The sequence below is a fragment of the Amycolatopsis sp. CA-211722 genome, from assembly GCF_056828465.1.
On record NZ_CP184752.1, the window covers coordinates 2902767 to 2924192 of the forward strand.

Annotated in this window: 24 protein-coding genes and 3 tRNA genes; 12 read left to right on the forward strand and 15 right to left on the reverse strand. The window is 68.4% G+C overall.

The genetic code is table 11. From position 1 onward, the window contains the following. Positions 1-31 precede the first annotated feature (31 nt). The 3 genes from ACOCEP_RS14275 to ACOCEP_RS14285 are packed head-to-tail and all read right to left on the reverse strand — an operon-like array spanning position 32 to position 2340. Positions 32-454: a PPOX class F420-dependent oxidoreductase gene (locus ACOCEP_RS14275; RefSeq protein WP_482337705.1), complete on the reverse strand. Its 423-nt coding sequence runs from the start codon at positions 452-454 to the stop codon at positions 32-34. After that, positions 451-1662, reverse strand: a complete 1212-nt coding sequence (locus ACOCEP_RS14280; protein ID WP_482337707.1) for a DUF4241 domain-containing protein — start codon at positions 1660-1662, stop codon at positions 451-453. The genes ACOCEP_RS14275 and ACOCEP_RS14280 overlap by 4 nt, the downstream gene beginning before the upstream one ends. A gap of 39 nt (positions 1663-1701) precedes the next feature. Then, entirely contained in the window at positions 1702-2340 is a 639-nt protein-coding gene (locus tag ACOCEP_RS14285; protein ID WP_482337709.1) for a TetR/AcrR family transcriptional regulator, read from the reverse strand. A 97-nt stretch (positions 2341-2437) separates the two neighbouring features. Here ACOCEP_RS14285 and ACOCEP_RS14290 point away from each other — a divergent pair, with 97 nt between their 5' ends. Next, complete coding sequence (locus ACOCEP_RS14290) at positions 2438-2581, forward strand: hypothetical protein (RefSeq protein WP_240595860.1); 144 nt, start codon at positions 2438-2440, stop codon at positions 2579-2581. Between the two features lie 48 nt (positions 2582-2629). Then, positions 2630-3010, forward strand: a complete 381-nt coding sequence (locus ACOCEP_RS14295; protein ID WP_482337711.1) for a VOC family protein — start codon at positions 2630-2632, stop codon at positions 3008-3010. 68 nt (positions 3011-3078) lie between these two features. Here the strand turns inward: ACOCEP_RS14295 and ACOCEP_RS14300 are convergent, their stop codons facing one another. Genes ACOCEP_RS14300 through ACOCEP_RS14315 form a run of 4 tightly spaced genes read right to left on the reverse strand, consistent with a single transcriptional unit; the run spans position 3079 to position 5567 of the window. Beyond that, positions 3079-3468: a VOC family protein gene (locus ACOCEP_RS14300; RefSeq protein WP_482337713.1), complete on the reverse strand. Its 390-nt coding sequence runs from the start codon at positions 3466-3468 to the stop codon at positions 3079-3081. Beyond that, positions 3465-3755: an ArsR/SmtB family transcription factor gene (locus ACOCEP_RS14305; protein WP_005152025.1), complete on the reverse strand. Its 291-nt coding sequence runs from the start codon at positions 3753-3755 to the stop codon at positions 3465-3467. Before ACOCEP_RS14305 ends, ACOCEP_RS14300 begins: the two co-directional genes overlap by 4 nt. 43 nt (positions 3756-3798) lie before the next feature. After that, positions 3799-4443 carry a response regulator gene (locus ACOCEP_RS14310; protein WP_482337714.1) on the reverse strand — a complete coding sequence of 215 codons (645 nt, stop codon included), beginning with the start codon at positions 4441-4443 and terminating at the stop codon, positions 3799-3801. Then, positions 4434-5567: a sensor histidine kinase gene (locus ACOCEP_RS14315; RefSeq protein WP_482339714.1), complete on the reverse strand. Its 1134-nt coding sequence runs from the start codon at positions 5565-5567 to the stop codon at positions 4434-4436. Before ACOCEP_RS14315 ends, ACOCEP_RS14310 begins: the two co-directional genes overlap by 10 nt. 153 nt (positions 5568-5720) lie before the next feature. Between ACOCEP_RS14315 and ACOCEP_RS14320 the strand changes: the two genes are divergently transcribed. Continuing rightward, positions 5721-6371, forward strand: coding sequence for a DedA family protein (locus ACOCEP_RS14320; protein ID WP_482337715.1), 651 nt, complete (start codon positions 5721-5723; stop codon positions 6369-6371). 47 nt (positions 6372-6418) lie between these two features. On the opposite strand, the gene ACOCEP_RS14325 is transcribed toward ACOCEP_RS14320, so the two are convergent. From ACOCEP_RS14325 to ACOCEP_RS14345, 5 genes are all read right to left on the reverse strand, one after another. Then, positions 6419-7579: an alkaline phosphatase PhoX gene (locus ACOCEP_RS14325; protein ID WP_482337716.1), complete on the reverse strand. Its 1161-nt coding sequence runs from the start codon at positions 7577-7579 to the stop codon at positions 6419-6421. A 375-nt stretch (positions 7580-7954) separates the two neighbouring features. Beyond that, positions 7955-8053, reverse strand: coding sequence for a hypothetical protein (locus ACOCEP_RS14330; RefSeq protein ID WP_482337718.1), 99 nt, complete (start codon positions 8051-8053; stop codon positions 7955-7957). Positions 8054-8424: 371 nt separating this feature from the next. After that, positions 8425-10827, reverse strand: coding sequence for an endopeptidase La (gene lon / locus ACOCEP_RS14335; protein WP_482337719.1), 2403 nt, complete (start codon positions 10825-10827; stop codon positions 8425-8427). A 166-nt stretch (positions 10828-10993) separates the two neighbouring features. Next, complete coding sequence (locus ACOCEP_RS14340) at positions 10994-11842, reverse strand: SAM-dependent methyltransferase (protein WP_482337721.1); 849 nt, start codon at positions 11840-11842, stop codon at positions 10994-10996. 18 nt (positions 11843-11860) lie between these two features. Next, on the reverse strand, positions 11861-12799 hold the full coding sequence (locus tag ACOCEP_RS14345; protein WP_482337722.1) for a GNAT family N-acetyltransferase: 939 nt from the start codon (positions 12797-12799) through the stop codon (positions 11861-11863). A gap of 280 nt (positions 12800-13079) precedes the next feature. Here ACOCEP_RS14345 and ACOCEP_RS14350 point away from each other — a divergent pair, with 280 nt between their 5' ends. The 6 genes from ACOCEP_RS14350 (at position 13080) to ACOCEP_RS14375 (ending at position 17118) form a co-directional block, all read left to right on the forward strand. After that, a complete protein-coding gene (locus ACOCEP_RS14350) occupies positions 13080-15695 on the forward strand; it encodes a putative bifunctional diguanylate cyclase/phosphodiesterase (RefSeq protein ID WP_482337723.1) in 2616 nt (871 codons plus the stop codon). Positions 15696-15774: 79 nt separating this feature from the next. Beyond that, positions 15775-15847: transfer RNA gene (locus tag ACOCEP_RS14355), tRNA-Thr, on the forward strand. Positions 15848-15896: 49 nt separating this feature from the next. Next, a tRNA-Met gene (locus ACOCEP_RS14360) sits at positions 15897-15969 on the forward strand. A gap of 45 nt (positions 15970-16014) precedes the next feature. Then, positions 16015-16179 carry a 50S ribosomal protein L33 gene (gene rpmG / locus ACOCEP_RS14365; protein ID WP_005152047.1) on the forward strand — a complete coding sequence of 55 codons (165 nt, stop codon included), beginning with the start codon at positions 16015-16017 and terminating at the stop codon, positions 16177-16179. Between the two features lie 88 nt (positions 16180-16267). Beyond that, the gene (locus tag ACOCEP_RS14370) at positions 16268-16717 is read left to right on the forward strand and encodes a MaoC family dehydratase N-terminal domain-containing protein (protein ID WP_482337725.1); all 450 of its coding nucleotides are present in this window, start codon (positions 16268-16270) and stop codon (positions 16715-16717) included. Beyond that, complete coding sequence (locus tag ACOCEP_RS14375) at positions 16714-17118, forward strand: MaoC family dehydratase (RefSeq protein WP_482337727.1); 405 nt, start codon at positions 16714-16716, stop codon at positions 17116-17118. Before ACOCEP_RS14370 ends, ACOCEP_RS14375 begins: the two co-directional genes overlap by 4 nt. Before the next feature lie 75 nt (positions 17119-17193). On the opposite strand, the gene ACOCEP_RS14380 is transcribed toward ACOCEP_RS14375, so the two are convergent. Then, positions 17194-18126 (reverse strand): SGNH/GDSL hydrolase family protein, encoded by a 933-nt coding sequence (locus ACOCEP_RS14380; RefSeq protein WP_482339715.1) that lies wholly within the window; start codon positions 18124-18126, stop codon positions 17194-17196. Between the two features lie 118 nt (positions 18127-18244). Between ACOCEP_RS14380 and ACOCEP_RS14385 the strand changes: the two genes are divergently transcribed. Then, entirely contained in the window at positions 18245-18460 is a 216-nt protein-coding gene (locus ACOCEP_RS14385) for a hypothetical protein (protein WP_378379993.1), read from the forward strand. A gap of 37 nt (positions 18461-18497) precedes the next feature. On the opposite strand, the gene ACOCEP_RS14390 is transcribed toward ACOCEP_RS14385, so the two are convergent. Further along, the gene (locus tag ACOCEP_RS14390; RefSeq protein WP_482337728.1) at positions 18498-19394 is read right to left on the reverse strand and encodes a TIGR03619 family F420-dependent LLM class oxidoreductase; all 897 of its coding nucleotides are present in this window, start codon (positions 19392-19394) and stop codon (positions 18498-18500) included. Then, entirely contained in the window at positions 19391-20620 is a 1230-nt protein-coding gene (locus tag ACOCEP_RS14395; RefSeq protein WP_482337730.1) for a pyridoxal phosphate-dependent aminotransferase, read from the reverse strand. The genes ACOCEP_RS14390 and ACOCEP_RS14395 overlap by 4 nt, the downstream gene beginning before the upstream one ends. Positions 20621-20826: 206 nt before the next feature. Here ACOCEP_RS14395 and ACOCEP_RS14400 point away from each other — a divergent pair. Both ACOCEP_RS14400 and secE read left to right on the forward strand, forming a co-directional pair. Then, a tRNA-Trp gene (locus ACOCEP_RS14400) sits at positions 20827-20899 on the forward strand. Between the two features lie 27 nt (positions 20900-20926). Next, positions 20927-21379 (forward strand): preprotein translocase subunit SecE, encoded by a 453-nt coding sequence (gene secE, locus ACOCEP_RS14405; protein WP_007031001.1) that lies wholly within the window; start codon positions 20927-20929, stop codon positions 21377-21379. Positions 21380-21426: the final 47 nt, after the last annotated feature.

Sequence of the window (21426 nt, forward strand, 5' to 3'; positions counted from 1 at the left end):
CGTACCGCCGCCCACCGACAAGAACGGCGCGTCACGCCTCGCCGTGAACCGAACGCCTCGACGGGTACCACGTCTCACCGGCGGGTTCGCCCGCCATGTTCCAGCTCCACGAAACCTTCGGCGTCACGCGCGTATAGCTGCCGGGGCCGACCATTCCCACCCGTTCGATCGGATCGTCGGCCTCGCCGTAGACGCGGATCCCGCGGGCGATGAACGGATCGAACGAGACCTGGTCGTCGACGACCAGGGCGACTTTGCGCCGTCCGGCCCGGATGTTGCGGAACTTCCGGGTCGCGAGAACCGAAGCGCCCACTCCGCCGACCCAGAAATGCGTGCCGTCGAACTCGAACGCCAGCGGGACGACGTCAGGCTGCTCGCCGTCCTCCGAGAGGGTCGCGAAGCGGGCCAAAGGCTGTGAACGCAGGTACGTGATCTCCTCGGCTGTGAAGGTCATGACGCCATCATCCGGGCGCGGTTGAGGACCAGCATGTCGGTGACGAAACAGACCGTCGTGCCGTCGGCCGCCCGGCCGATCCACGTCGGGTAGCTGCCGTCACCCCAGCCGGTGGTGAACGCGATGATGTTGCCGTCGGTGCCGTCCAGGGTGACGTCGACATACGGATCCACCTCCTCGAACTTCTCGAGAAGGTCGTCGTCCATCTCCTCCGGGAGGGCGGCCGCGTCGGCGAAGCAGCCCGTGCCGCTGTCCACGCCGTAGCCGTAGAACTCCCCGTCCCCGAGGAAAAGCGCGTTCTGCCCTGGCCACAACGCGGTTTCCCAGGTTGCGACGGGAGCGTCGGCGACGACGAGTTTGGCGGCCGCGACCCGCTCGTGGGCGGGTTCGTCGACGAACCGGATCACGGAGACTTCGACCCGGTACTCACCGGGAGGCACGGTGACCGTGAAGTGTTCCGCGTCCGCGTCCAGGAACGCCGGATCCGCCGCGACCAGTCTGCCGCTGGGCATGCGGAGCTTGCCGGCGTCCCGGAGTTCGACCTCGACGAGACCGTGGTCGCCGCTCAGCGAGAAGCGCGTTCCCGCGGTGAACATCTCGTCCATGCCGGACGGGCGCAGCGGAACGGACGGCCGCCACGGGCGTTCGTCGACGGGCAGCGGATCGTCGTCGGGCGTGTCCGGCGTCCGCAGGGCCACCGGCCCCGAATTCGCGAGAGCCTCCCAATCGCCGAAGGCGGGCTTCGGCACGGCCAGCTCCGACACCGGCTTGCTCACCTGGCCGCTGCTGGAGCCGCCGCCGTAACCCTGGGGCGCCTGATGCATCCAGCCCTTGCCATCCGGACCGAAGGACATCTCCAGATGGCCGGCGCTCTTCTTGTCGAACTCCTCCTGGTCGTCGAACCGGTACGTCCACTGCTCGACCTTCATGAGGAACAGCGAGCCGTCCTCAAGCACCCGGTACTCGAAGAAACCCCTGCGCCTGCCCAGCTCGTCGAGCAGCACCGTGCGGGCGAAGGAGTGCTTCCACGCGATTTCGAGCAGCACCGGCGGCACCTCGGCGCCGGGACGCACCAAGGCGACGGCGTACTGCTCTCCGGCGACGTCGCGCATGCGCGCGGTGCCGGACGAGAGCCTCCCGGTCACCGCGCGGGCGACCGGATCCCAGCCTTCGCAGTAGACGACGTCCAGCAAGGTCCCCTCAGACATGAGGCGGAACCTAGCGGGAACCCCCGACAAAACCCAGGGCTATTCGCGGATCGCGTAGTCACCGAAGGCTGGCTCCAGCAACTCGAAAGCCCGTTGTGTCGCCTTCGTCAGCGCGGCGGCGATCTCGTCGTTGCTCTCGCCGGCGTGCGAACGCCTGAGGACCTCGCGGAAGAGGACGCGGTCGATCGCGTTGAGCTCGGCGGCGGCCATCACCGGGGTGACGTCGTCCGCGTCGGCGCCGGTCTCGTTCGCGAGCAGTTCGGCGAGCGCCGCTTCCCGCAGTTCGTGCAGCTCACGCAGCCGGGCGGTCAGGGTCGGGCTCTCCAGGACCATTTTGGCGAAGACCGGCCCGGTGAAGCCGATCACGGGCGAATGCTCGGCGACCGCGTCCAGGAAGGTGCGCCGTAGCGCGGCCATGGCCGACTCACCCGGCTTCCGGTCCCGGACGGCGTTCGCCAGCCCGTTCGTGAACTCCTCGTGCTGGTCGAGCGCGAGGTCCTCCTTGCGCGCGAAGTAGTTCGTGACGGTCTTCTTCGCGACTCTCGCCGCCGCGGCGATCTCGGCGATCGTCGTCTCCTCGAAGCCCTTCTCGATGAAGAGCAGCGTCGCCTGGTCGGAGATCAGCTGCCGTGTCTCCTGCTTCTTGAGCTCCCGTAGGCCCACATCGGTGCTGGTCATGAGCGAAGTTTACCACCGATGTAAAAATATCCTTGACTTAGCTTGCCTCTGATGTAAACTTACGTCCGTACTACCGAACAGTGAGAGAAGAGGCTCCTTGACCGCTCGAATCCCCCAAGGCAACGAAGGCACCAACCGCGCCCAGGTCCGCCGGAACGACCGCCGCCACCAGCAGCCGTTCCCAGGCCGCTCGATGCCGGTGCGCCGCTCGACCGGCGTCCCGCGCCGCCGGTCGTACTGACCGGCCCGTTTCTCCGAAAACCCACCGCCGACCCGAAGGGGATAGCCCATGAACGTCCTTGCCTCCACCGTCTCGCTGACCGTCGACGACGTCGCCGCTTCCAGCCGCTTCTTCACCGAGCACTTCGGCTTCACCGAGCAGATGGCCGCGGAGGGCTTCGTCTCCCTCGGGCACGAAACCGCGAAGATGACCATCGTCCTGCTTCAGGCGGGGATCGAGGTCCTGCCGGAGAACCTTCGGCAGCAGCGTGCGTCCGGGGTGATCGTGGCCTTCACCGTCGAGGACCTCGAAGCCGAGGAGAAGCGCCTGCGTGACGAAGGTGTCGAGATCACGTTGCCGCTGCGGGAAGAGCCGTGGGGTGAGCGCCTCCTCATGGTCACCGACCCGAACGGCGTGCCCGTGGAACTCGTGGAATGGGTGCAGCAGTAGGGAAGATCCCCTCTCTCTGTGAACTGGGCGGGCTTGGTCCACTGTGGACCAGGCCCCGCTTTCCGCTGCTACTTCATCGTGGCGAGCTGGATCAGGTTGCCGCAGGTGTCGTCGAATACGGCGGTGACCACAGGCCCCATGTCGACGGCGTCCTGTGTGAACTCGACGCCCAGGCCCTTGAGCCGGTCGACCTCGGCGTACACGTCGTCGACGGCGAACTGGGTGAACGGGATGCCGTCGTCGGTCAGCGCCTGCTTGAACGGCTTCGCCGCGGGGTGGCCGTCCGGTTCCAGCAGCAGTTCGACACCGTCGGGATTGGCGGGGGAGACCACGGTGAGCCAGCGGGCGCCGCCGGTGGGCACGTCGTGTTTCTTGATGAAGCCCAGTTTCTCGGTGTAGAAATCCAGCGCCTTGGCCTGGTCGTCGACGAAGACGCTGGTGATGTTGATCCGGATCACGGGTTTGGTTCCTCTCGGTCGATGGGCCACCGCTCGACGATCGACCGCAGCGGGCTCGTGTCGATGTGGTGGAACTTGTAGCGGCCCTGCCGCCGGGTGTGCACCAGGCCCGCCTGTTCGAGCATCGCGAGATGCTGCGAGATGGCCTGCCGTGACGAGGCAAGGCCATGTTTCATGGTCAGCCTGCCGCAGATCTCGAACAGCGTCTGACCGTCCTTTTCGGTCAGCTCGTCCAGGATGGTGCGTCGCGTCGCGTCGCCGATCGCCTTGAACAGGTCGCCGTCCACGACTCCGTTATAGGCAAGTCGTCGCTTGCCTGTCAACTCGAGCTCAGGATCCGAGGTACCGCAGCACCGCCAGCACTCGACGGCTGTACCCGGCGGTGCTGGCCAGCCCGAGCTTGTCGAAAATGGCGTTCACGTGTTTCTCGACGGCACTTTGCGACACGAACAGCGCTTCGGCGATCCCGGAGTTCGTGTGGCCCTGCGCCATCTTCTCCAGCACTTCGCGTTCGCGGACGGTCAGTTTCGCGAGCGGATCGGTATGCGTGGTCCGCGCAAGCAGCCGCCGGACGACCTCCGGATCGAACGCCGCACCGCCCGCTGCGACCCGGTCGAGCGCGTCCAGGAATTCGCCCACCTGGGCGACCCTGTCCTTCAGGAGATAGCCGACGCGTTCGCCGTCGCCGGTGATCAACTCGGCGGCGTAGCGCTTCTCGACGTACTGCGAGAGCACCAGTACCCCGATCTCCGGCCAGCGGTTCCGGATCTCGAGCGCCGCGCGAAGCCCCTCGTCGGTATGGGTCGGCGGCATGCGGACGTCGGTGACGATCACGTCCGGCCGATAGGCGGCCGTCGTCGAGAGGAGCGCGTCGCCGTCGCCGACCGACGCCACGACCTCGTGTCCCTCTTCGACCAGCAGCCGGACCAGGCCCTCTCGCAAGAGCGTCGAATCCTCGGCGAGGATCACTCGCACGGCAGCACCGCCGTCACCACGGTCGGGCCGCCGAGCGGACTGTCCACAGTGAACAGCCCGTCCGCGGCCGCGACACGCATCGCGAGGCCGGACAGACCGCCGCCTGATTCCCGCGCCCCACCCGTGCCGTCATCGGTGATCCGCACCCGCACCCTGTCCCCGTCCCGCTCCACCTGGATGTCGATCCGCGTCGCCGCAGCGTGTTTGATCGTATTGGTGACCGCCTCGGACGCGACGAAGTAGACGACGGTCTCGACGGCCGCCGGTGGCCGTTCCGGCAGGTCGACCCGCAGGTGGACCGGTATCCCCGAACGTTCCGCGAGCGCTTCCAGCGCGGGGTGCAGCCCGTCCGCGTCCAACGCGATCGGATACACCCGCCACGACACCTCACGCAGGTCGACGAGGGCGCGCTGGGATTCCTCGTGCGCTTGCCGCAGCAGATCCGCCGCGCGCTCCGGGTCGGTGGCCCGTCGTGCCCGGCCGAGCAACATGCCGAGCGCGACGAGCCGCTGCTGGACACCGTCGTGCAGGTCACGCTCGATCCTGCGGCGTTCACCGTTGACCGCCTCGACCACCTCGGCCCGGCTGGTCGTGAGTTCGGAGAGCCGCCGTCGCAACTGTTCGCTCTTGCTGGGGCCGAAGAAGCGCTTCGCCAGCCTGGCATCCAGCGTCGCGGCTCCGATAAGCCCTTGTAAGGAAAGGAAAACGAGCAACCCGCCGAAGAGCGCGGTGGTGACGGGGTCGTACCAGTCGGCCGGTGCTCCTCCTCCGGGCGACTGGCCTTCGAAGAGCTGAGCCGCGATGATCACCCCGGATCCGGCGCCCAGCAGGATCAGGATGAAGATCGCGGCGCAGAGCAGTCCGATGACGCACCTCGGGACGAGATAGGCCATCGCACGGCGATCGGTGTAGTTCGTGGCGTTCTCTTCGCCGAAGTACTTCTCCAGCCGTCGACGTTCCACTTCGGACAGTACGCGCGCACCAGCGAAGACCGGCTGCCGGAGTGCGGGAACCGTGAGCGCGAGCGTGCCGAAGAGCACGTAGAAGACCTCCGCGACAGCGGTCATGGCGCCGATCGCCAGGCCGAGTGTGCCGCGGAGTGCTTTGCGCAGATAGCGGCGCATCGCTGCCGGAATGGGCATAACGCCAGGCTAGCGGGGTATCCGGGTTTCGGTATTGCGGTTTTCCTCAGTGATCTGTGCCGCTTCACCACAGTGTGTGGAACCCGGGCGATTCGTACGTTCGTTGACATCCGCAGACGACCACGAAAGGCCGCCATGAACCTCCTTCTCGCCCAAACCGCCAGTGAACCGATGGGAGGGCTCGCCGGCTGGGCGGTGTCACTGATGGACGCGCTGGGCGGTCCGGGTGCCGCGATCATCGTCGGCCTGGACAACCTGTTCCCGCCGATCCCCAGCGAACTGGTGCTCCCGCTCGCCGGGTTCTCCGCGAGTCAGGGCACGTTCAGCCTGGTGGAAGCGCTGGTGTGGACGACACTCGGTTCGGTCTTGGGCGCGATCATCGTGTACTACCTCGGCCTGCTGCTGGGCCGTGATCGCACCCGCCGCTGGATGGAGAAGATCCCGCTGGTCAAGGCCTCCGACTTCGACAAGACCGAAGCCTGGTTCCGGAAGCACGGCACCAAGGCGGTGTTCTTCGGCAGGATGGTGCCGATCTTCCGCAGTCTCATCTCCCTGCCCGCCGGGATCGAACGCATGCCGTTCTGGCGGTTCCTGACCCTGACCACGCTGGGCAGCCTGATCTGGAACACGGTGTTCGTGCTGGCGGGGTACGCCCTCGGGGAGAACTGGCACCTGGTCGAGGAGTACGCCGGGTTCTTCCAGTACTTCGTGATCGCCGCCGTCGCGGTCGCGTTGACGCTCTTCGTGGTGAACAGGCTGCGCGAGAAGAACCGCACGAACGCCTGAGCCGTGCGGGGGCGCCGGACCGCGGGCGCCCCCGCACGCGCCGGCGGTCAGGAACGGAAGGGGCCGGTCACCTCATAGGTGATGCCGCCCGAGGACGAACCGGAGGTGCCACGCTGGGAAGAGAAGTACAGGCGGTTCCCCGCCGGGGTGAACGCGGGGCCGCAGATCTCCGACGAGCTCTGGCCGTTGATCCGCAGGAACGGCGCCACGATGTCGTTCGGCGTGATGATGCAGATCTCCATGTTGCCGCCGTCTTCGGCGACGAACAGGTCACCCGAGGAGGTCCCCGTGACGTTGTCCACGCCGGTCAGCGGGGCCGAGCCGGGGCTGACCAGCGAGTCGTCGTAGGCGAGCTCGTAGGTGTTGTTCGTCAGGTTGAGCTGCCAGACGCGGTTGTCGCCCTTGGTAGTGAACCAGGCGGTGTCGTTGGCGTAATGCAGTCCTTCGCCGCCGCTGAACCGCTTCGCACCGGACACCTGGTTGCGGGTGGCGGTGGGGGAGCCGTCGGGATCGGGCACGTTCGCCCAGGTGAAGCTGCCCGAGGTGGCCGTGCCCGCCTTGAGGACCTGCAACGTCCCGGCCGAGAGATTGCCCCAGGTCGTCGGGACGAAACGGTAGAAGCAGCCGTCCGAGGTGTCCTCGGTCAGGTAGACGACCTTGCGCACCGGGTCGGCCGCCGCGGCCTCGTGCTTGAACTTCCCCATCGCGGGCCGCTGGACGGCGGCCGTGGCCGGGCCGTTCGGCTGGCACTCGTAGACGAAGCCGAGGTCGATCTCCTCACAGGAAAGCCAGGTGTTCCAAGGAGTCTTGCCGCCCGCGCAGTTCTGGCGGGTGTTCGAGAGGATGCGATGGGCGCCGGTGATGTTCCCGCTCGCGTCGAATTTGACCGCGCTCGCCCCGCCGCCGGGCGTGATCTCCGAATTCGACACGTAGATCCAACCGCTGCCGTCGGCGAACACCGCGCCGCCGTCCGGGGCGCTGTGCCAGGTGTACCCGGTGCTCGCGACCTTCTGGCCGGACCGCGCGATGACACGGCTGGTGAATCCCGCCGGCAGCTGGATCCCGTTCGCGTCGGCCGCCTGGAGCGCGCCGTACGGGCTGGGGCCGTTCTGGGCGGGCGCGGCGAGGGCCGCTCCCGAGAGCCTGTTTCCGAACGCCGTGACACCGGCGCCGACCACGGCCGCGCGCAGGAAATTCCGTCGCTTCACTCATGCCTCCGAGACATCCGCTGATGTGGTGGTGCGGGAAGGAGCGGCTCGGAGAGTACGGGCGGAACGGGACTTCCAGGTGAATTCGCGGCATATTCACCGCGAGGAGGGAACTTTCGTAGGGAACGCTCGCTCAGCGCAATTTCCCGGGCTTTGCGGAGCCCGGGGCGTCGGTCCCGCCGTGTTGGCCCGCGACGCCTAACGCGTGCGGTATTCGATCGATCGGCGCGTATCCGCCATTACGGTGGTGGCGACGTCCGATCGGGTGATGCCAGCCGGTGAGATGCTCGTCGATCCACGGCTCTTCGAGAACGCCCGAAGCGGGGGTAGCAGGGCTCTAATCTGGATTTTCGTTGCCAGGCAAGGTGTTCCGGGTCAACGTGTCGGCCAAGTGCTGCGGGACAAGCCGCTCGCAGCGGCAGGCGCGCGGATGCTGAGGCCGCTTCGGTCGCGAAATTCACGCAGTCGCACCATGAGATCCGATTAGGTGTTCATCGGCGTGCCGTGGCGGGCCCGGGGTGGCGGAGAAACAGTGCCGGGCAGGCCGATGGCGATGCCCGCGGCGATGGTGCCGGCGAAGGTCATCGCCGCGATAAAACCGGTGAGAATGCTCAGGCAGACGATCTGACCGGCCGAAACGCACCTGCGCCTCGGCCGCGACGGGAAAGAATTTCTTGGCTCATGACCTTGCCCTCGTGGATCACGCACCCCGGCTGGATGGCACGCACTCTGCATTGTCAAAACGTGATAGGGAGTTGAGCGAGTCAATGGCCGGGTCGGTCCGGATCCTGGTGGCCGGAAGCCCCGGATTCCACGAGGGGATCCGGGGCTTCGGCCTCGCGCCGTTACGCCGCTTGGGCGACCGGAGCCGTCGCCGGGGCCAGCGCGATGTCCAGCACCTCGCGGACGTTCGCCACGGCATGGACGTCCAGCTGTGCCAGCACTTCGGCCGGGACGTCGTCCAGGTCGGGCTCGTTGCGCTGCGGGATGATCACCGTCTTCATCCCCGCCCGGTGCGCGGCCAGCAGCTTCTGCTTGACCCCGCCGATCGGCAGCACCCGCCCGGTCAGCGACACCTCACCGGTCATCGCGACGTCCGACTTCACGACCCGGCCCGAAAGCAGGGACGCCAGCGCGGTCGTCATCGTGATACCGGCGCTCGGCCCGTCCTTGGGCACCGCGCCCGCGGGGACGTGCACGTGGATGCCGCGGTCCTTCAGGTCGCCGACCGGCAGTTCCAGTTCGGCGCCGCGCGAACGCAGGTACGACAACGCGATCTGCACCGACTCCTTCATCACGTCACCCAGCTGGCCGGTCAGGGACAGCCCGGTCGAGCCGGACTCCGGATCCGCCAGCGACGCCTCGATGTAGAGGACGTCACCGCCGGCGCCGGTCACCGCCAGCCCCGTCGCCACGCCAGGGGTCGACGTGCGCTGCGTCGACGCGGGCAGCGAAGACTCCGGCAGGTGCCGCGGACGGCCGAGGTAGGTCTCGAGCCCGTCGGCGTCGATCGTCAGCGGTAGCTCGACCTCGTCCAGCGCGACCTTGGTCGCCACCTTCCGCAGGACCTTCGCGATGGTCCGGTTCGCGTTGCGCACCCCGGCTTCCCGCGTGTACTCGGCGGCGATGCGGCTGAACGCGCCGTCGGTCAGCGTGACGTCGTCCTTGCCGAGCCCGGCGCGCTCCAGCTCGCGGGGGAGCAGGTGGTCGCGGGCGATGGTGACCTTCTCGTGCTCGGTGTAGCCGTCGAGAGTGACCAGCTCCATCCGGTCCAGCAGCGGGCCGGGGATGGTCTCGAGCGCGTTCGCCGTCGCCAGGAACACGACGTCGGACAGGTCCAGTTCGACCTCGAGGTAGTGGTCACGGAAGGTGTGGTTCTGCTCCGGGTCCAGCACCTCCAGCAGCGCGGCCGTCGGGTCGCCCCGGTAGTCGGCGCCGACCTTGTCGATCTCGTCGAGCAGCACGACCGGGTTCATCGAGCCCGCTTCCTTGATGGCGCGGACGATCCGGCCGGGCAGCGCGCCGACGTAGGTGCGGCGGTGACCGCGGATCTCGGCCTCGTCGCGGATGCCGCCGAGCGCGACGCGGACGAACTTGCGGCCCATCGCCCTCGCCACGGACTCGCCGAGCGACGTCTTGCCGACCCCGGGAGGACCGGCGAGCGCCAGCACCGCGCCCGAACGCCGTCCGCCGACCGGGCCGAGCCCGGACTCCGCGCGACGTTTGCGCACGGCCAGGTACTCGATGATGCGTTCCTTCACGTCGTCGAGACCGGCGTGGTCGGCGTCCAGGATGTCGCGCGCGGCGGCGATGTCGTGGACGTCGGTGGTGCGCTCGTTCCACGGCAGTTCCAGCACGGTGTCCAGCCACGTGCGGATCCAGCCGCCCTCCGGGGACTGGTCCGAGGTCCGCTCCAGTTTGTCCACTTCGGACAGTGCGGCCTTCTTGACCGCGTCCGGCAGCTCGGCGGCCTCGACGCGGGCGCGGTAGTCGTCGTCGTTGGCGGTGCCGTCGAGCTCGCCCAGCTCCTTGCGGATCGCTTCGAGCTGGCGGCGCAGCAGGAACTCCTTCTGCTGCTTCTCCATGCCCTCCTGGACGTCCTTGCGGATGGTGTCGGTGACCTCGAGTTCGGCCAGCTGCTCGCGGCTCCATTCGAGGGCCTTCTCCAGCCGCGTGGCGACGTCGAGCGTGGTCAGCAGCTCAAGCTTCTGTTCGGTCTTGAGGTAGGACGAGTTGCCCGCCAGGTCGGCGACCGCGGACGGGTCTTCGACCTCCTGGACGGCGTCGATCATCTGCCAGCCGCCGCGCTGCTGGAGGATCGCGATGACGACGGACTTGTACTCGGACGCGAGCTTCGCGGCGTTGTCGTCGGTGGTCTCGGTGGCGACCTCGGCGTGCACCCAGCGGGCGGCGCCGGGACCGTCGGCGATGCGGCCGACGACGGCGCGGCGGGTGCCGCGCAGAAGCACCGCGGTCTTGCCGCCGGGCACGCGCCCGATGCGCTCGACGGTCGCGATGGTGCCGAGTTCGGCGTACTCGCCGTGGACGCGGGGGACGATCAGCACTTCGGCCTTGGTGGCGGCGCTGGACCGGATCCCCGGGAAGGAAGCCTGGGCAGGCGTGTTGGCCTGGGCGGACTCCACCGCGGCGCGCGTCTCCGTGTCGGCGAGGTCGAGCGGGACGATCATGCCCGGCAGCACGACGTCGTCATCGAGCGGGAGGACGGGCAGGAGGCGGTTGTCGGTCATCTGTGCACTCCTCGGTTAGTTGAGTCTGTCTAGCTCAACTCTCCGATCGACCCGTTTGTTTCCTTTCCGCGTTCGCCGTCAGCGATCACCCACCCCTCCGACCTCTGCCCAGAACGCTTCACACTTAGCCCGCTAAAGGCGACGCGCACCGGGGAAAGGTCGGATGTCAGGGGTGGACGGCGACCCCGCACCAGGCGAACGGGCGGGCACCTTCCTCGTCTCGCCGCAGCTCACGCACGGGCCGCCAGTCGGGCAGGTTGACGACGCCGGGCTCCAGCAGCGGCCAGTCCCCGAAGAGCGGCTCGATCTCTTCGCGGTCCCGCATCCACACCGGGTTGCTCGTCTTCCGGTACTGCTCGACCATCCAGTGCAGCCCGTCGGCGTCCTCGCCCGTCTGGCCGCCGAAGCTCATATGCGACAGCCCCAGCCAGCTGCCCGGCGCGAGCGCGTTCCGGTACGTCGCGACCAGCGCGGGCGGATCGTCGTGCGGGCCGGCGAAATGCAGGACGGCCATCATCATCAGGCAGACCGGCTGGTCGAAATCGATCAGCCGCAGCGTCTCCGGATGCCGCAGGACGTCCTTCGGCCGTCGCATGTCCGCATGGACGATCCCCGCCCAGCCGGTCGCCTCATGGCGTTCGAGGATCAGCTCCGCGTGCGCCACCGCCACCGGCTCGTAGTCGACGTACACGACCTTCGCCGTGTCACCCGGCTCCAGTTCCTCCTGGACGATCTCGTGCACGTTCCCGGCTGTCGGGACACCGGAGCCCAGATCGATGAACTGCCGGATCCCGGCCGCCAGGGCCGCGCGCACGACCCGGTTCATGAACTCGCGGTTGTGCCGCGCGCCCGGTTTGACCCAGCGCCACTGCTTTTCCAGCGCGCGGGCGAACTCGCGGTCGACCGCCCAGTTGTGGGTCCCGCCGAGGAACCAGTCGTAGATCCTCGCCGCGGACGGCTTCTCGGTGTCGACCCCGGTCGGCGCCACCGGGGCCGCGTCCTCGTCCTTCTTCACGGAACGAGCCTATCGGGATCAGGGGACCGCCGGTCGCCGTTGCCAGTACGTCCAGAGCGGCCGGTAACCCTGCGCGTACCAGAACGGCGTCGAGCGCGGATTGGCCAGCGCGTGGTGCAGCAGCACGGCTTCGGTGCCGCATTCGTCGAAGACCTGGTGCGCGTGCGCGGCGAGCGCCGTCCCCACTCCGCTCGATCGCGCCGGTTCGGCCACCGCCAGCGACGACAGGTAGCCGACGCGGTCGGCCGCGACCCGGCCGTCGATCCACGCCGTCTCGCCGGGGAACTGCACCCGGACCATGCCCAGCGGCCGCCCGTACAGTTCGGCGATCCACAGCGTCGGATTTTCGCGGCCGACGTGTTTCGACAGCTCCGCCGTGATCGTTTCCTTCGCGCCCTCGCGCAAAGTGACAGAACCGAACTGCGCGTCGTAACGCTGCAATTCCAGTTCGAGTCCGACGGCGGTTTCGAGATCATCCGCCTCGGCGGGCCGGATGTGCACTCCGGGAGTGGCGGGCGGCCCCGTCGCGGCGAGCCGGTCGGCCGGGCGGACCGCGATCACCAGCGTCGGCGCGAAGCCGCGGCGCAGCAATTCGGCCGAGCCGGGGGAGTCCCGGCTGGGCCGGACGACGGTCGCCGCGGTCTCGACATCCCCAGGTGGAGCCACGGTCTTCAGATGTTCATCCCATCGGGTGAGTAATGCGTCGAGGGCCGCTTCCGGGCGGGGTCCGGTGAGCCGTGCTTCGAGGCGGTGTTCGACGAGGGCCCGCCACGGAGAGTCAACAGAATCGGGACCCGCCTCGGTCCGTACCGACAATCCGGCGGCGGCCGAGTCGCCTGCCGTCGCGGAGAGTGACACGGAACCCTCGACAGGCTCCAGTGCAGGCATTTCGGGGAGCAAGGCGTCCACGGTGGCGAGCCGCTCGGCGTGCCCGGCGGCGATGGCGTGGCTATTCATAGGGCTATTCAAGCCCCTACTCACGGGTCCGCCGGGAACTTCACGAGATTGGCCGGGGCGTGGCGTCAGGTGACTTCCGGTAGTCGGCGGGAACGCGAATAACGCTCCCATTTCACCCCTTGGTCCACGCAGGTCAGCGCGACGCGCCCATTGTTAACCCTGGGGTGATCTCATACTGTCTCGAATGGGACTTGGGTACGCCCTCCGGGGTACCGTATTGCCCTCGTCCCCGAGGTCGCGGTAGGACAAGACCGGTTGGGCAGCCGGGAAGGAAGGTCGGATGCCGGACACGAACGGCAGGCCCGGGAGCGCCGCACAGGCGGCAGCGGGCAAGGGAGGCGCCGTTACGGAGGCTCGTACCGACGAGCGACGGTTCCGCGTCTACACCTTCGCGGTACTCACCATGGGCATCGCCGCCGCGGCCGCGGTCAGCCTCTGGCTGGACTTCGAGGCTTCGGACGATCTGCTGTGGATCGGGCCGATCCTCGCCCTCGCGTTCCTGCTCGCCGAACAGCTCGGCATCAACGTCGACGTCCGCAGCGGCATCTCGTGGACGATCTCGTTCACCGAGATCCCGCTGGTCATCGGATTCTTCGTCGCTCCCTTCGAAGTCGTGCTCGCCGCCCATCTCGCGGCGGGGATCGGGACGTTGCTGGCCCGCAAGGTCGCGGGCCGCGTGCTCTACAACGCCGGCGCCTTCCTGCTGGAGATCACCGGCGCGTTCGCCGTGGCGGGTCTGGTGAAGCAGGCCTCCGGCGCCCACGACATGACCTGGATCGCCGCGCTGGCGGGCACTTTGACGGCGCCGCTGGTCAGCACGCTGCTCGCGCTCGCCGCCGTCCGCGTCCTTCGCCGCCGCATGCGGGTCAGCACCGCGATCCGGCTGACCGGCCGCATCCTCGTCGTCGGTTTCGTCAACGCTTCGGTCGGCCTTTCCGGATATCTGGTCATTTCCGGGACGCCGAAGGCCTGGCCGCTCGTGCTCGCCGTCTTCCTCGGGCTCACCGCGTTGTACTGGGCCTACTCGGATCTGCTGCGCGAGCAGCGCGACATGGAAGCGTTGTCCGACGTCAGCCTGATGGTCGCGCGTTCCGGTCAGCAGGCCGCCGCACGGCCCGCCGGGCGCGCGGACGAACTCGTCGGCGGGGTGGACGTCCGCGAATGGGCGACCATCGCCGAACGCATCAAGGATCAGCTCGCCGCCGGCCGCGTCGTACTGAGGCTTCGACTGGAGCCGAAGGACACCATGCGGATGGTCGTCGCGGGTGACGAACTGCCGCCCGTCGACCCGGCCGCCGACGACCCGCTGCTGCGCCTGCCCGGCGCGCACGTCCGCCACTTCCGGATCACCGAAGCCAATCCCGACGTCCGCTCCGCGTTGCTCGACCGTGGCGCGCAGGAGGCGCTGGTCGTCCCGCTGCGCAGCGCGAACCAGCTCCTCGGCGTCGTCGAAGCGCACGACAGGCTGAGCCGCTGGCGTGGATTCGGCAAGTACGACGTCCAGCTGCTCGGCACGATGGCCAGCCACCTCGCGACCTCGCTGGACAACCGGCGCCTGCTCGCGACCCTGCGCCACGACGCCTATCACGACCCGCTGACCGGCCTGCTCAACCGGCCGGGCTTCCGCCAGGTCGCCAAGGAACCGTTGCGGGAACAGGTCGACGCGGTCGTGCTCCGGATCGACCTCGACGTCTTCTCGACCGTCAGCGACGCCCTCGGCTACGTGTGGGCCGACCGGATGGTCATCGCCGCGGGCCGCCGGATCCGCGACGCGCTCGGCCCCGACGTCCCGCTCGCCAGGCTCGAAGGCGCGTCGTTCGCGGCGCTCCTCGTCGGCTGCGCGCCGGAACGCGCCCAGGCCGCCGCGGAACTGCTGCGCGCGGAGCTCGTCGCCCCGTACCCGGTCGACCGGCTCTCCGTCGAAGCCAACGCGATGATCGGCTACGCCACCTCTTCGGCGGAAGACGACGAGCAGGTCGACGTCGACGGGCTCCTGCAGCGCGCCGACGTCGCCGTCCGCGCCACCAAGGGCGGCGAAGAGGTCCGCGGCTACATGGCCAGCATGGGCCAGATCTTCATGCGCCGGTTCCAGATGGTCACGCAGTTCCGGCAGTCGCTGGAAGAAGGCCAGCTGAGCGTCCACTACCAGCCGAAGATCACCTTGCCGAACCGGCAGATCCAGGGTGTCGAGGCGCTCGTGCGCTGGGTGCACCCGGAGTTCGGCAGGCTCGGCCCGGACGAGTTCGTCCCGGCGATCGAAGCCGCCGGCCTCATCGGCGTCCTGACGTCGTTCGTGCTCGAAGAGTCGTTGAAGCGCGTGCGCAAGTGGCTCGACGAGGGCCTGCGCATCTCCGCCGCGGTGAACCTGTCCGTGCGGAACCTGGCCGACGAGGACTTCCCGACGAAGGTCGCGCGCGAGCTCGACCGCTTCGGCATCCCGCCCGAGCTGCTCACCTTCGAGCTGACCGAGTCCGGTGTGATGTCCGACCCGCAGAAGGCGCTGCCGATCCTGCGCGAGCTGCACTCGCTGGGCATCGTGCTCGCCGTCGACGACTTCGGCACCGGCTACTCGTCGCTGGCGTACCTGCGGCAGCTCCCGGTCGACCAGGTCAAGATCGACAAGAGCTTCGTCCTCGGCATGGGCACCGACCTCGGCGACCTCGCGGTCGTGCGCTCCATCGTCGAGCTGGGCCACTCGCTCGGCCTCACGGTCGTGGCGGAGGGTGTCGAGGAGGACGTCGCGCGGGATCAGCTCGAAGCGATGGGCTGTGACGTCGCGCAGGGCTACCTCATCTCGCGGCCGCTGCCGGAGGACCGTCTGGAGGCGTGGCTGCAGGCCCGGACGGCGCGCTCGCCCGGACGCCACTCCGAGACCGTCCTCACCCTGCTGACCTGAGGTTTCGCGGTAACGGACCCCCCTGTTCCACCCCCTCGCGGGGACTTGCTAATCTTTCCAAGTCCTCGCGAGAGGCAAGGCCCCTTTAGCTCAGTCGGCAGAGCGTTTCCATGGTAAGGAAAAGGTCTACGGTTCGATTCCGTAAAGGGGCTCAGAACCTCAGCCGCGTCACGCAAGCGTGTCGCGGCCAGGTTCATGTAAGGCGGTGTAGCTCAGCTGGCAGAGCAAGCGGCTCATAATCGCTGTGTCGCCGGTTCAAGTCCGGCCACCGCTACGCGGTAATCCTGGGTATCCCAGGCCTAGTAGAGAAGGAAATGCTGTGGCTGCCACTGACGTGCGACCGAAGATCACGCTCGCGTGTGAGGAGTGCAAGCACCGCAACTACATCACCAAGAAGAACCGGCGCAACAACCCGGATCGCCTGGAGATGAAGAAGTTCTGCCCGAACTGCGGTACGCACCGGACTCACAAAGAGACCCGCTGAGCGTCTAGCGGTTCTACCTGTCTTACCCGAAGCCGTCCTGGTCACCAGGGCGGCTTCGGGTATTTTTCGGGTTCGGTAGCCTGCTCCGGTGGCCTTGGACCAGTCGTTCACCGGGCGGGTGTACCCGCCGACCAGTACCTATGAAGTGAGTCGCGAGAAGATCCGGGAGTTCGCCGACGCGCTCGGCGACGCGAACCCGCTCTACCGCGACACCGACGTGGCGAAGGCGGCCGGCTACCCCGACGTCATCGCGCCGCCGACGTTCCTGACGATCATCAACCTCGCCTCGATCAACGCGATCGTCTCCGACCCCGAGCTGGGTCTCGACTATTCGCGGATGGTCCACGGCGACCAGCGGTTCACCTACACGCGGCCGGTGCACGCGGGCGACGTCCTGTCGCTCACCACGTACATCGACAACATCATGACCCGCGCCGGGAACGACTTCATCAACCTGCGCGCCGAGATCTCCGGCGCCGACGGCGGCCTGATCGCCACCACGAACGCCCAGCTCGTGGTCCGAGGGGAGGACGCGTGAGCACGTTCACCGTCGGGGAAGAACTGACGCCGCTGACCATCGACGTCACCCGTGACCAGCTGGTGCGCTACGCCGGCGCGTCGCTGGACTTCAACCCCATCCATTGGAACGAGGTCTTCGCCAAGGAGGTCGGCCTTCCCGACGTCATCGCGCACGGGATGCTGACCATGGCGCTCGGCGCGCGGCTCGTCACCGACTGGCTCGGCGACCCTGGCCGCCTCGTGGACTACTTCGCGCGCTTCACGCGCCCTGTGGTCGTGCCGAACGACGGCGCCGCGACGATCGAGTTCACCGGGAAGGTCGCCGTGGTCAACGACGACGGCACCGCCCGCGTCGACATCACCGCCAAGTTCGAGGGCAAGGCCGTCCTGGGCAAGGCGCAGGCGGTCGTCCGCAACTGACGCCCGGGGGAGCAAGGGACCTTTGCTACCACTCGCTTAGCGTGCCTAAGTAAGTGGTAGCAAAGGTCCCTTGCTCTACGCGAGCTTCAGCAGTTTCTCGACGACCTCCGCCATCCCCGCCGCGCCCCGGGCGTTCGGGTGCAGCGGCGCCGCGGGCACGGAAGGAGTGAGGCCCTCGACCCAGCGCCGGTTCGCGGCGCTGCACATGTCCCGCCCCTTGCTCGCTGTCGACATGTCGGCGAAGCCCGCTTCGTGCTCCTTCGCCGTCTCCTGCAACGCCTCGTTCAGTCGTTTCAGCGAGTCGCGGAAGTAGGCCACGTCCCCCGCGCCGACCGGAATGACCGGCCAGCAGCCGGCGTCGTCGTCCGGCAGCACCGTCGGGTACCCGACGACCACGATGCGCGCCGAGGGGGCCTTGGAGCGGATCTGGTCCAGAATCCCGCCGAGCCGGTCCGCCGCGGCGGCGATCCGCTCGGCCAGCTGGTCGCGACCGCCCGCGGTCAGCTGGGTCTTGCAGGGCGAAGCGGTCTGCACCTGCGTCGCGCACTGGCTCGCGAAGCCGACGAAGCCCACGTCGTTGCCGCCGATCCCGACGGTCACCAGCGTCGTGTCGCCGTCGACGGCGTCGAGTTGCGGAGCGTTCGTGCCGTCCCGGGTCTTCTGCTCGCCGGTGAGGTGCTCGGTCGTGGCGCCGCCACAGCTGGCGTCGACGAACTCGGCCGGACGCAGCTTCGCGGCGAGCAGGCTCGGGTAGTTGTTGTCCGAGCGATCGCAGCCCGCCGGCGTGCCCACAGGCCTGCCGGTGCCCGGCGAGGCCGTGTAGGAGTCACCCAGCGCCACGTATCGGCCCGCACCGTCCGAAGTGGTGATCCCCGCCGGCGCCACCGCCGTTCCACGCTCCCACAGGTGGTAAGCGATCCCCAGGACGGACAACACGATCACCAGGAAGAGGCAGCCGCCGCCCGTTCTTCGCCGCGTCACCCGTTCGTTGTACGCGACCTGGGTCACGTTTGTCATCGGTCCGCTCGTCGGTGAACGACGCGTGAACGGGTGATCTCCGGTTGCCTGAGACGTGGATCACGTTCAAGGTGGTGCGCGTAGCTGCCCCGAGGAAAGGCGAAATCACGTGAGCCTGAACCTGAACAAGCTGGTCGACAAGGCCTGGGAGGACAAAGGCATCAACGAGCTGCTGGACGCTCCGCCGTCCGCGCTCGAGGGCCTGACCAAGAAGCACGACGAACTCCTCGCAGAGCTCAAGATCAAGACCATCCGGGACCTCGGCAACTGGAAGTACGCGGCCAAGGCCCACGCGCTCGTCCAGCTCGCCGACGGCGAATCCTGACCCTCTGAAGGCCCTTCCCGGTGAGCGGGGAGGGCCTTCAGCCGCGGGGGACGAGGTCGCGCAGCTCGGCGGCGAGGTCGAGGGCATGGCCCACGTCCCGCGCGAGGTAGTGCGGGTCGACGAAGGCTTCGGCGATCCCGGTCTCGGCGGCCGCCTCAAGCTGCGCGGCGACGTCCCGGAGTTCGGTCCCGGGCTTCGGGTTGATCCGCAGGACCCGCCGCAGCGTGCCGGGGTCACGGCCCGCCTTCTCGGCCGAGCTCATCACGGTCTCCCAGAGCTTCGCCAGATACGGCGCGGGCAGCCCCGCGGGAAGCCAGCCCTCCGCGCGGCGGCCGACGCGGTCCAGCGCCACCGGTGACAGCCCGCCCAGCAGCACCGGCGGATGCGGGCTCTGCGCCGGTCGCAATCCCACCTTCGACGCCGGGATCCGCCAGCGCTCGCCTTCGTGCTCGACAGGGTCTCCGGTCCAGAACTCCCGGAGCACGTCGAGAAGCTCCTCCAATTGCGCGCCACGGCCCTTCCAGGGCGTGCCCGTGGCCGTGTATTCGTCGCGAAGCCAGCCGATGCCCAAGCCGACGTCCAGGCGGCCGCCGCTCACTTGATCCAGTGACGTGAGCATCCGGGCGAGCACGACGGCCGGATACACCGTTCCGGTGAGTGTGCTGGTGCCGAGCCGGACCTTGTTCGTGACGCTCGCGGCGACGGTCAGCAGGATCAGCGGATCGCCGAAGGTGACGAACTCGGGTGGGTACGGCCGTTCCGGCGTGCCGCCGGGGTAGAAGTCCGACGGCGAGACCGGCGCCAGCACGCGATCCCCGACCCACAGGGACTCGTACCCGAGCTCCTCGGCGGCCGCGGCGAAACCGGTGACGGCGTCCAGCGACGCGAGGGGACCGTACTGCGGAAGGGTGATTCCCAGGCGCATCGCGGTCACCGTGCTTCCGCGAGCAGACGACCCATCCTGGTGATCCCTTCGGCGAGATCGTTTTCGTCCAGCGCATAGGAGATCCGGAAGTAACCCGGCGTCCCGAACGCCTCGCCGGGCACCACGGCGACCTCGGCCTCGCGCAGGATCAGATCCGCCAGCGCCACCGTGTCGGCCGGACGTTCACCACGAATCTCTTTGCCCAGCAACGCTTTCACTGACGGATAGACGTAGAAAGCGCCGAGTGGCACCGGAGTCTCGACTCCCGGGATATCGGAAAGCAGGGAAAGCGCGGTCTTCCGCCGGGCATCGAACGCTTCGCGCATGGCGAAAACGGCGTCGAGCGGTCCGCTCACCGCGGCGAACGCGGCCCGCTGCGCGACGTTCGAAACGTTGCCGCACAAGTGTGACTGGTACGCCGTCGCCGCCTTCACCACGTCCTGCGGACCGAGCAGCCAGCCCACCCGCCAGCCGGTCATCGAGTACGTCTTCGCGACGCCGTTGAGGACGATCGTGCGGTCGGCGAGCTCCGGGACCAGGACGGGCATCGAAGGCGCTTCGGCACCGTCGTAGACCAGGTGCTCGTAGATCTCGTCGGTGATGACCCAGAGGCCGTTTTCGTGTGCCCAGCGCCCGATCGCCTCGACCCGTTCGCGCGGGTACACCGCACCGGTCGGGTTCGACGGCGACACGAACAGCAGCACCTTCGTGCGCGGTGTCCTGGCGGCTTCGAGCTGCTCGACGGTGACCAGGTAGCCCGTCGTCTCGTCCGCGGTGACCTGAACCGGAACCCCGCCGGCGAGGGCGATCGACTCCGGGTACGTGGTCCAGTACGGCGCGGGCAGAAGCACCTCGTCGCCGGGGTCGAGCAGCGTCGCGAACGCCGAGTAGACCGCTTGCTTGCCGCCGTTGGTCACCAGGACGCGGCCAGGGTCGACCTCGAACCCGGAGTCGCGGACGGTCTTCGCCGCGATCGCCTCACGCAGTTCCGGGAGCCCGCCCGCGGCCGTGTAGCCGTGGTTGACCTTGTCCCGGACGGCCGCTTCGGCGGCTTCGAGCACGTTGGCCGGGGTGGGGAAATCCGGCTGCCCGGCGCCGAAGCCGATCACCGGACGGCCCTGTGCCTTGAGCTCCCGGGCCTTCGCGTCGACCGCCAGCGTGGCCGAGGGCGTGATGCCGCCGATACGAGCCGAGACGCGGTCGGCCGTCGAAGGCGAGGGTGCGGGAGCGCTCATGGCGACATCGTGGCACGATCATGGGGTCGGCCGTGGGGGAGTTTCCCCGCGGAAGGCTGCTCCGCGCCGCTTTGAGGGGCGCGGTTGCGAAGCTGTTCGGGGGTTGCCGTAGACTTCTGGTCTCGGAACGCACTACGGTCATCCCCGCCACGGCGGTGGGGACGATGGAATGCGTCCTCGGGAGCTCCAGAGCATCGGGGTTCCAAAGGGGTGTAGCTCAATTGGCAGAGCAGCGGTCTCCAAAACCGCAGGTTGCAGGTTCAAGTCCTGTCACCCCTGCGTTAGCGAACTGGTGAAGGCGGAGGAGTGGTCGTGAGCGACAGCGACGCCAGCGGTGAGAAGGCGCAGGACGGCGCCGGGCAGAAGCCCGACGAGCAGTCCCGCCCGGTGACCGCCGCTGCCCGGCGTGAGCGCCGTGCGTCCGCGCGCCCGTCCGGTAAGGCCGACGCCAAGTCGGACGACAAGACCCGCCCCGCCGGCAAGGCGAAGGCCGGGGACAAGACCGAGAAGTCCAAGGACGCCAAAGGCACGGCGACCCCGAAGCGCGACCGCAAGCCGAAGCAGGCGTCGATCTTCGCCCGGCTGATGCGCTTCATCCGTGAGGTCTGGGCCGAGCTGCGCAAGGTCATCTGGCCGAACCGCAAGCAGATGGTCACCTACACCGCGGTGGTGCTGGTCTTCGTGGTGTTCATGGTGGCGCTGGTGAGCGGCCTCGACCTGGCCTTCAAAGAGGTCGTCGGTGCCGTCTTCGGCAGCTGAGGCGGCCGTCAGCGGTGCCTGAGGGCACCGCGCGGAGGCCTGCGCCA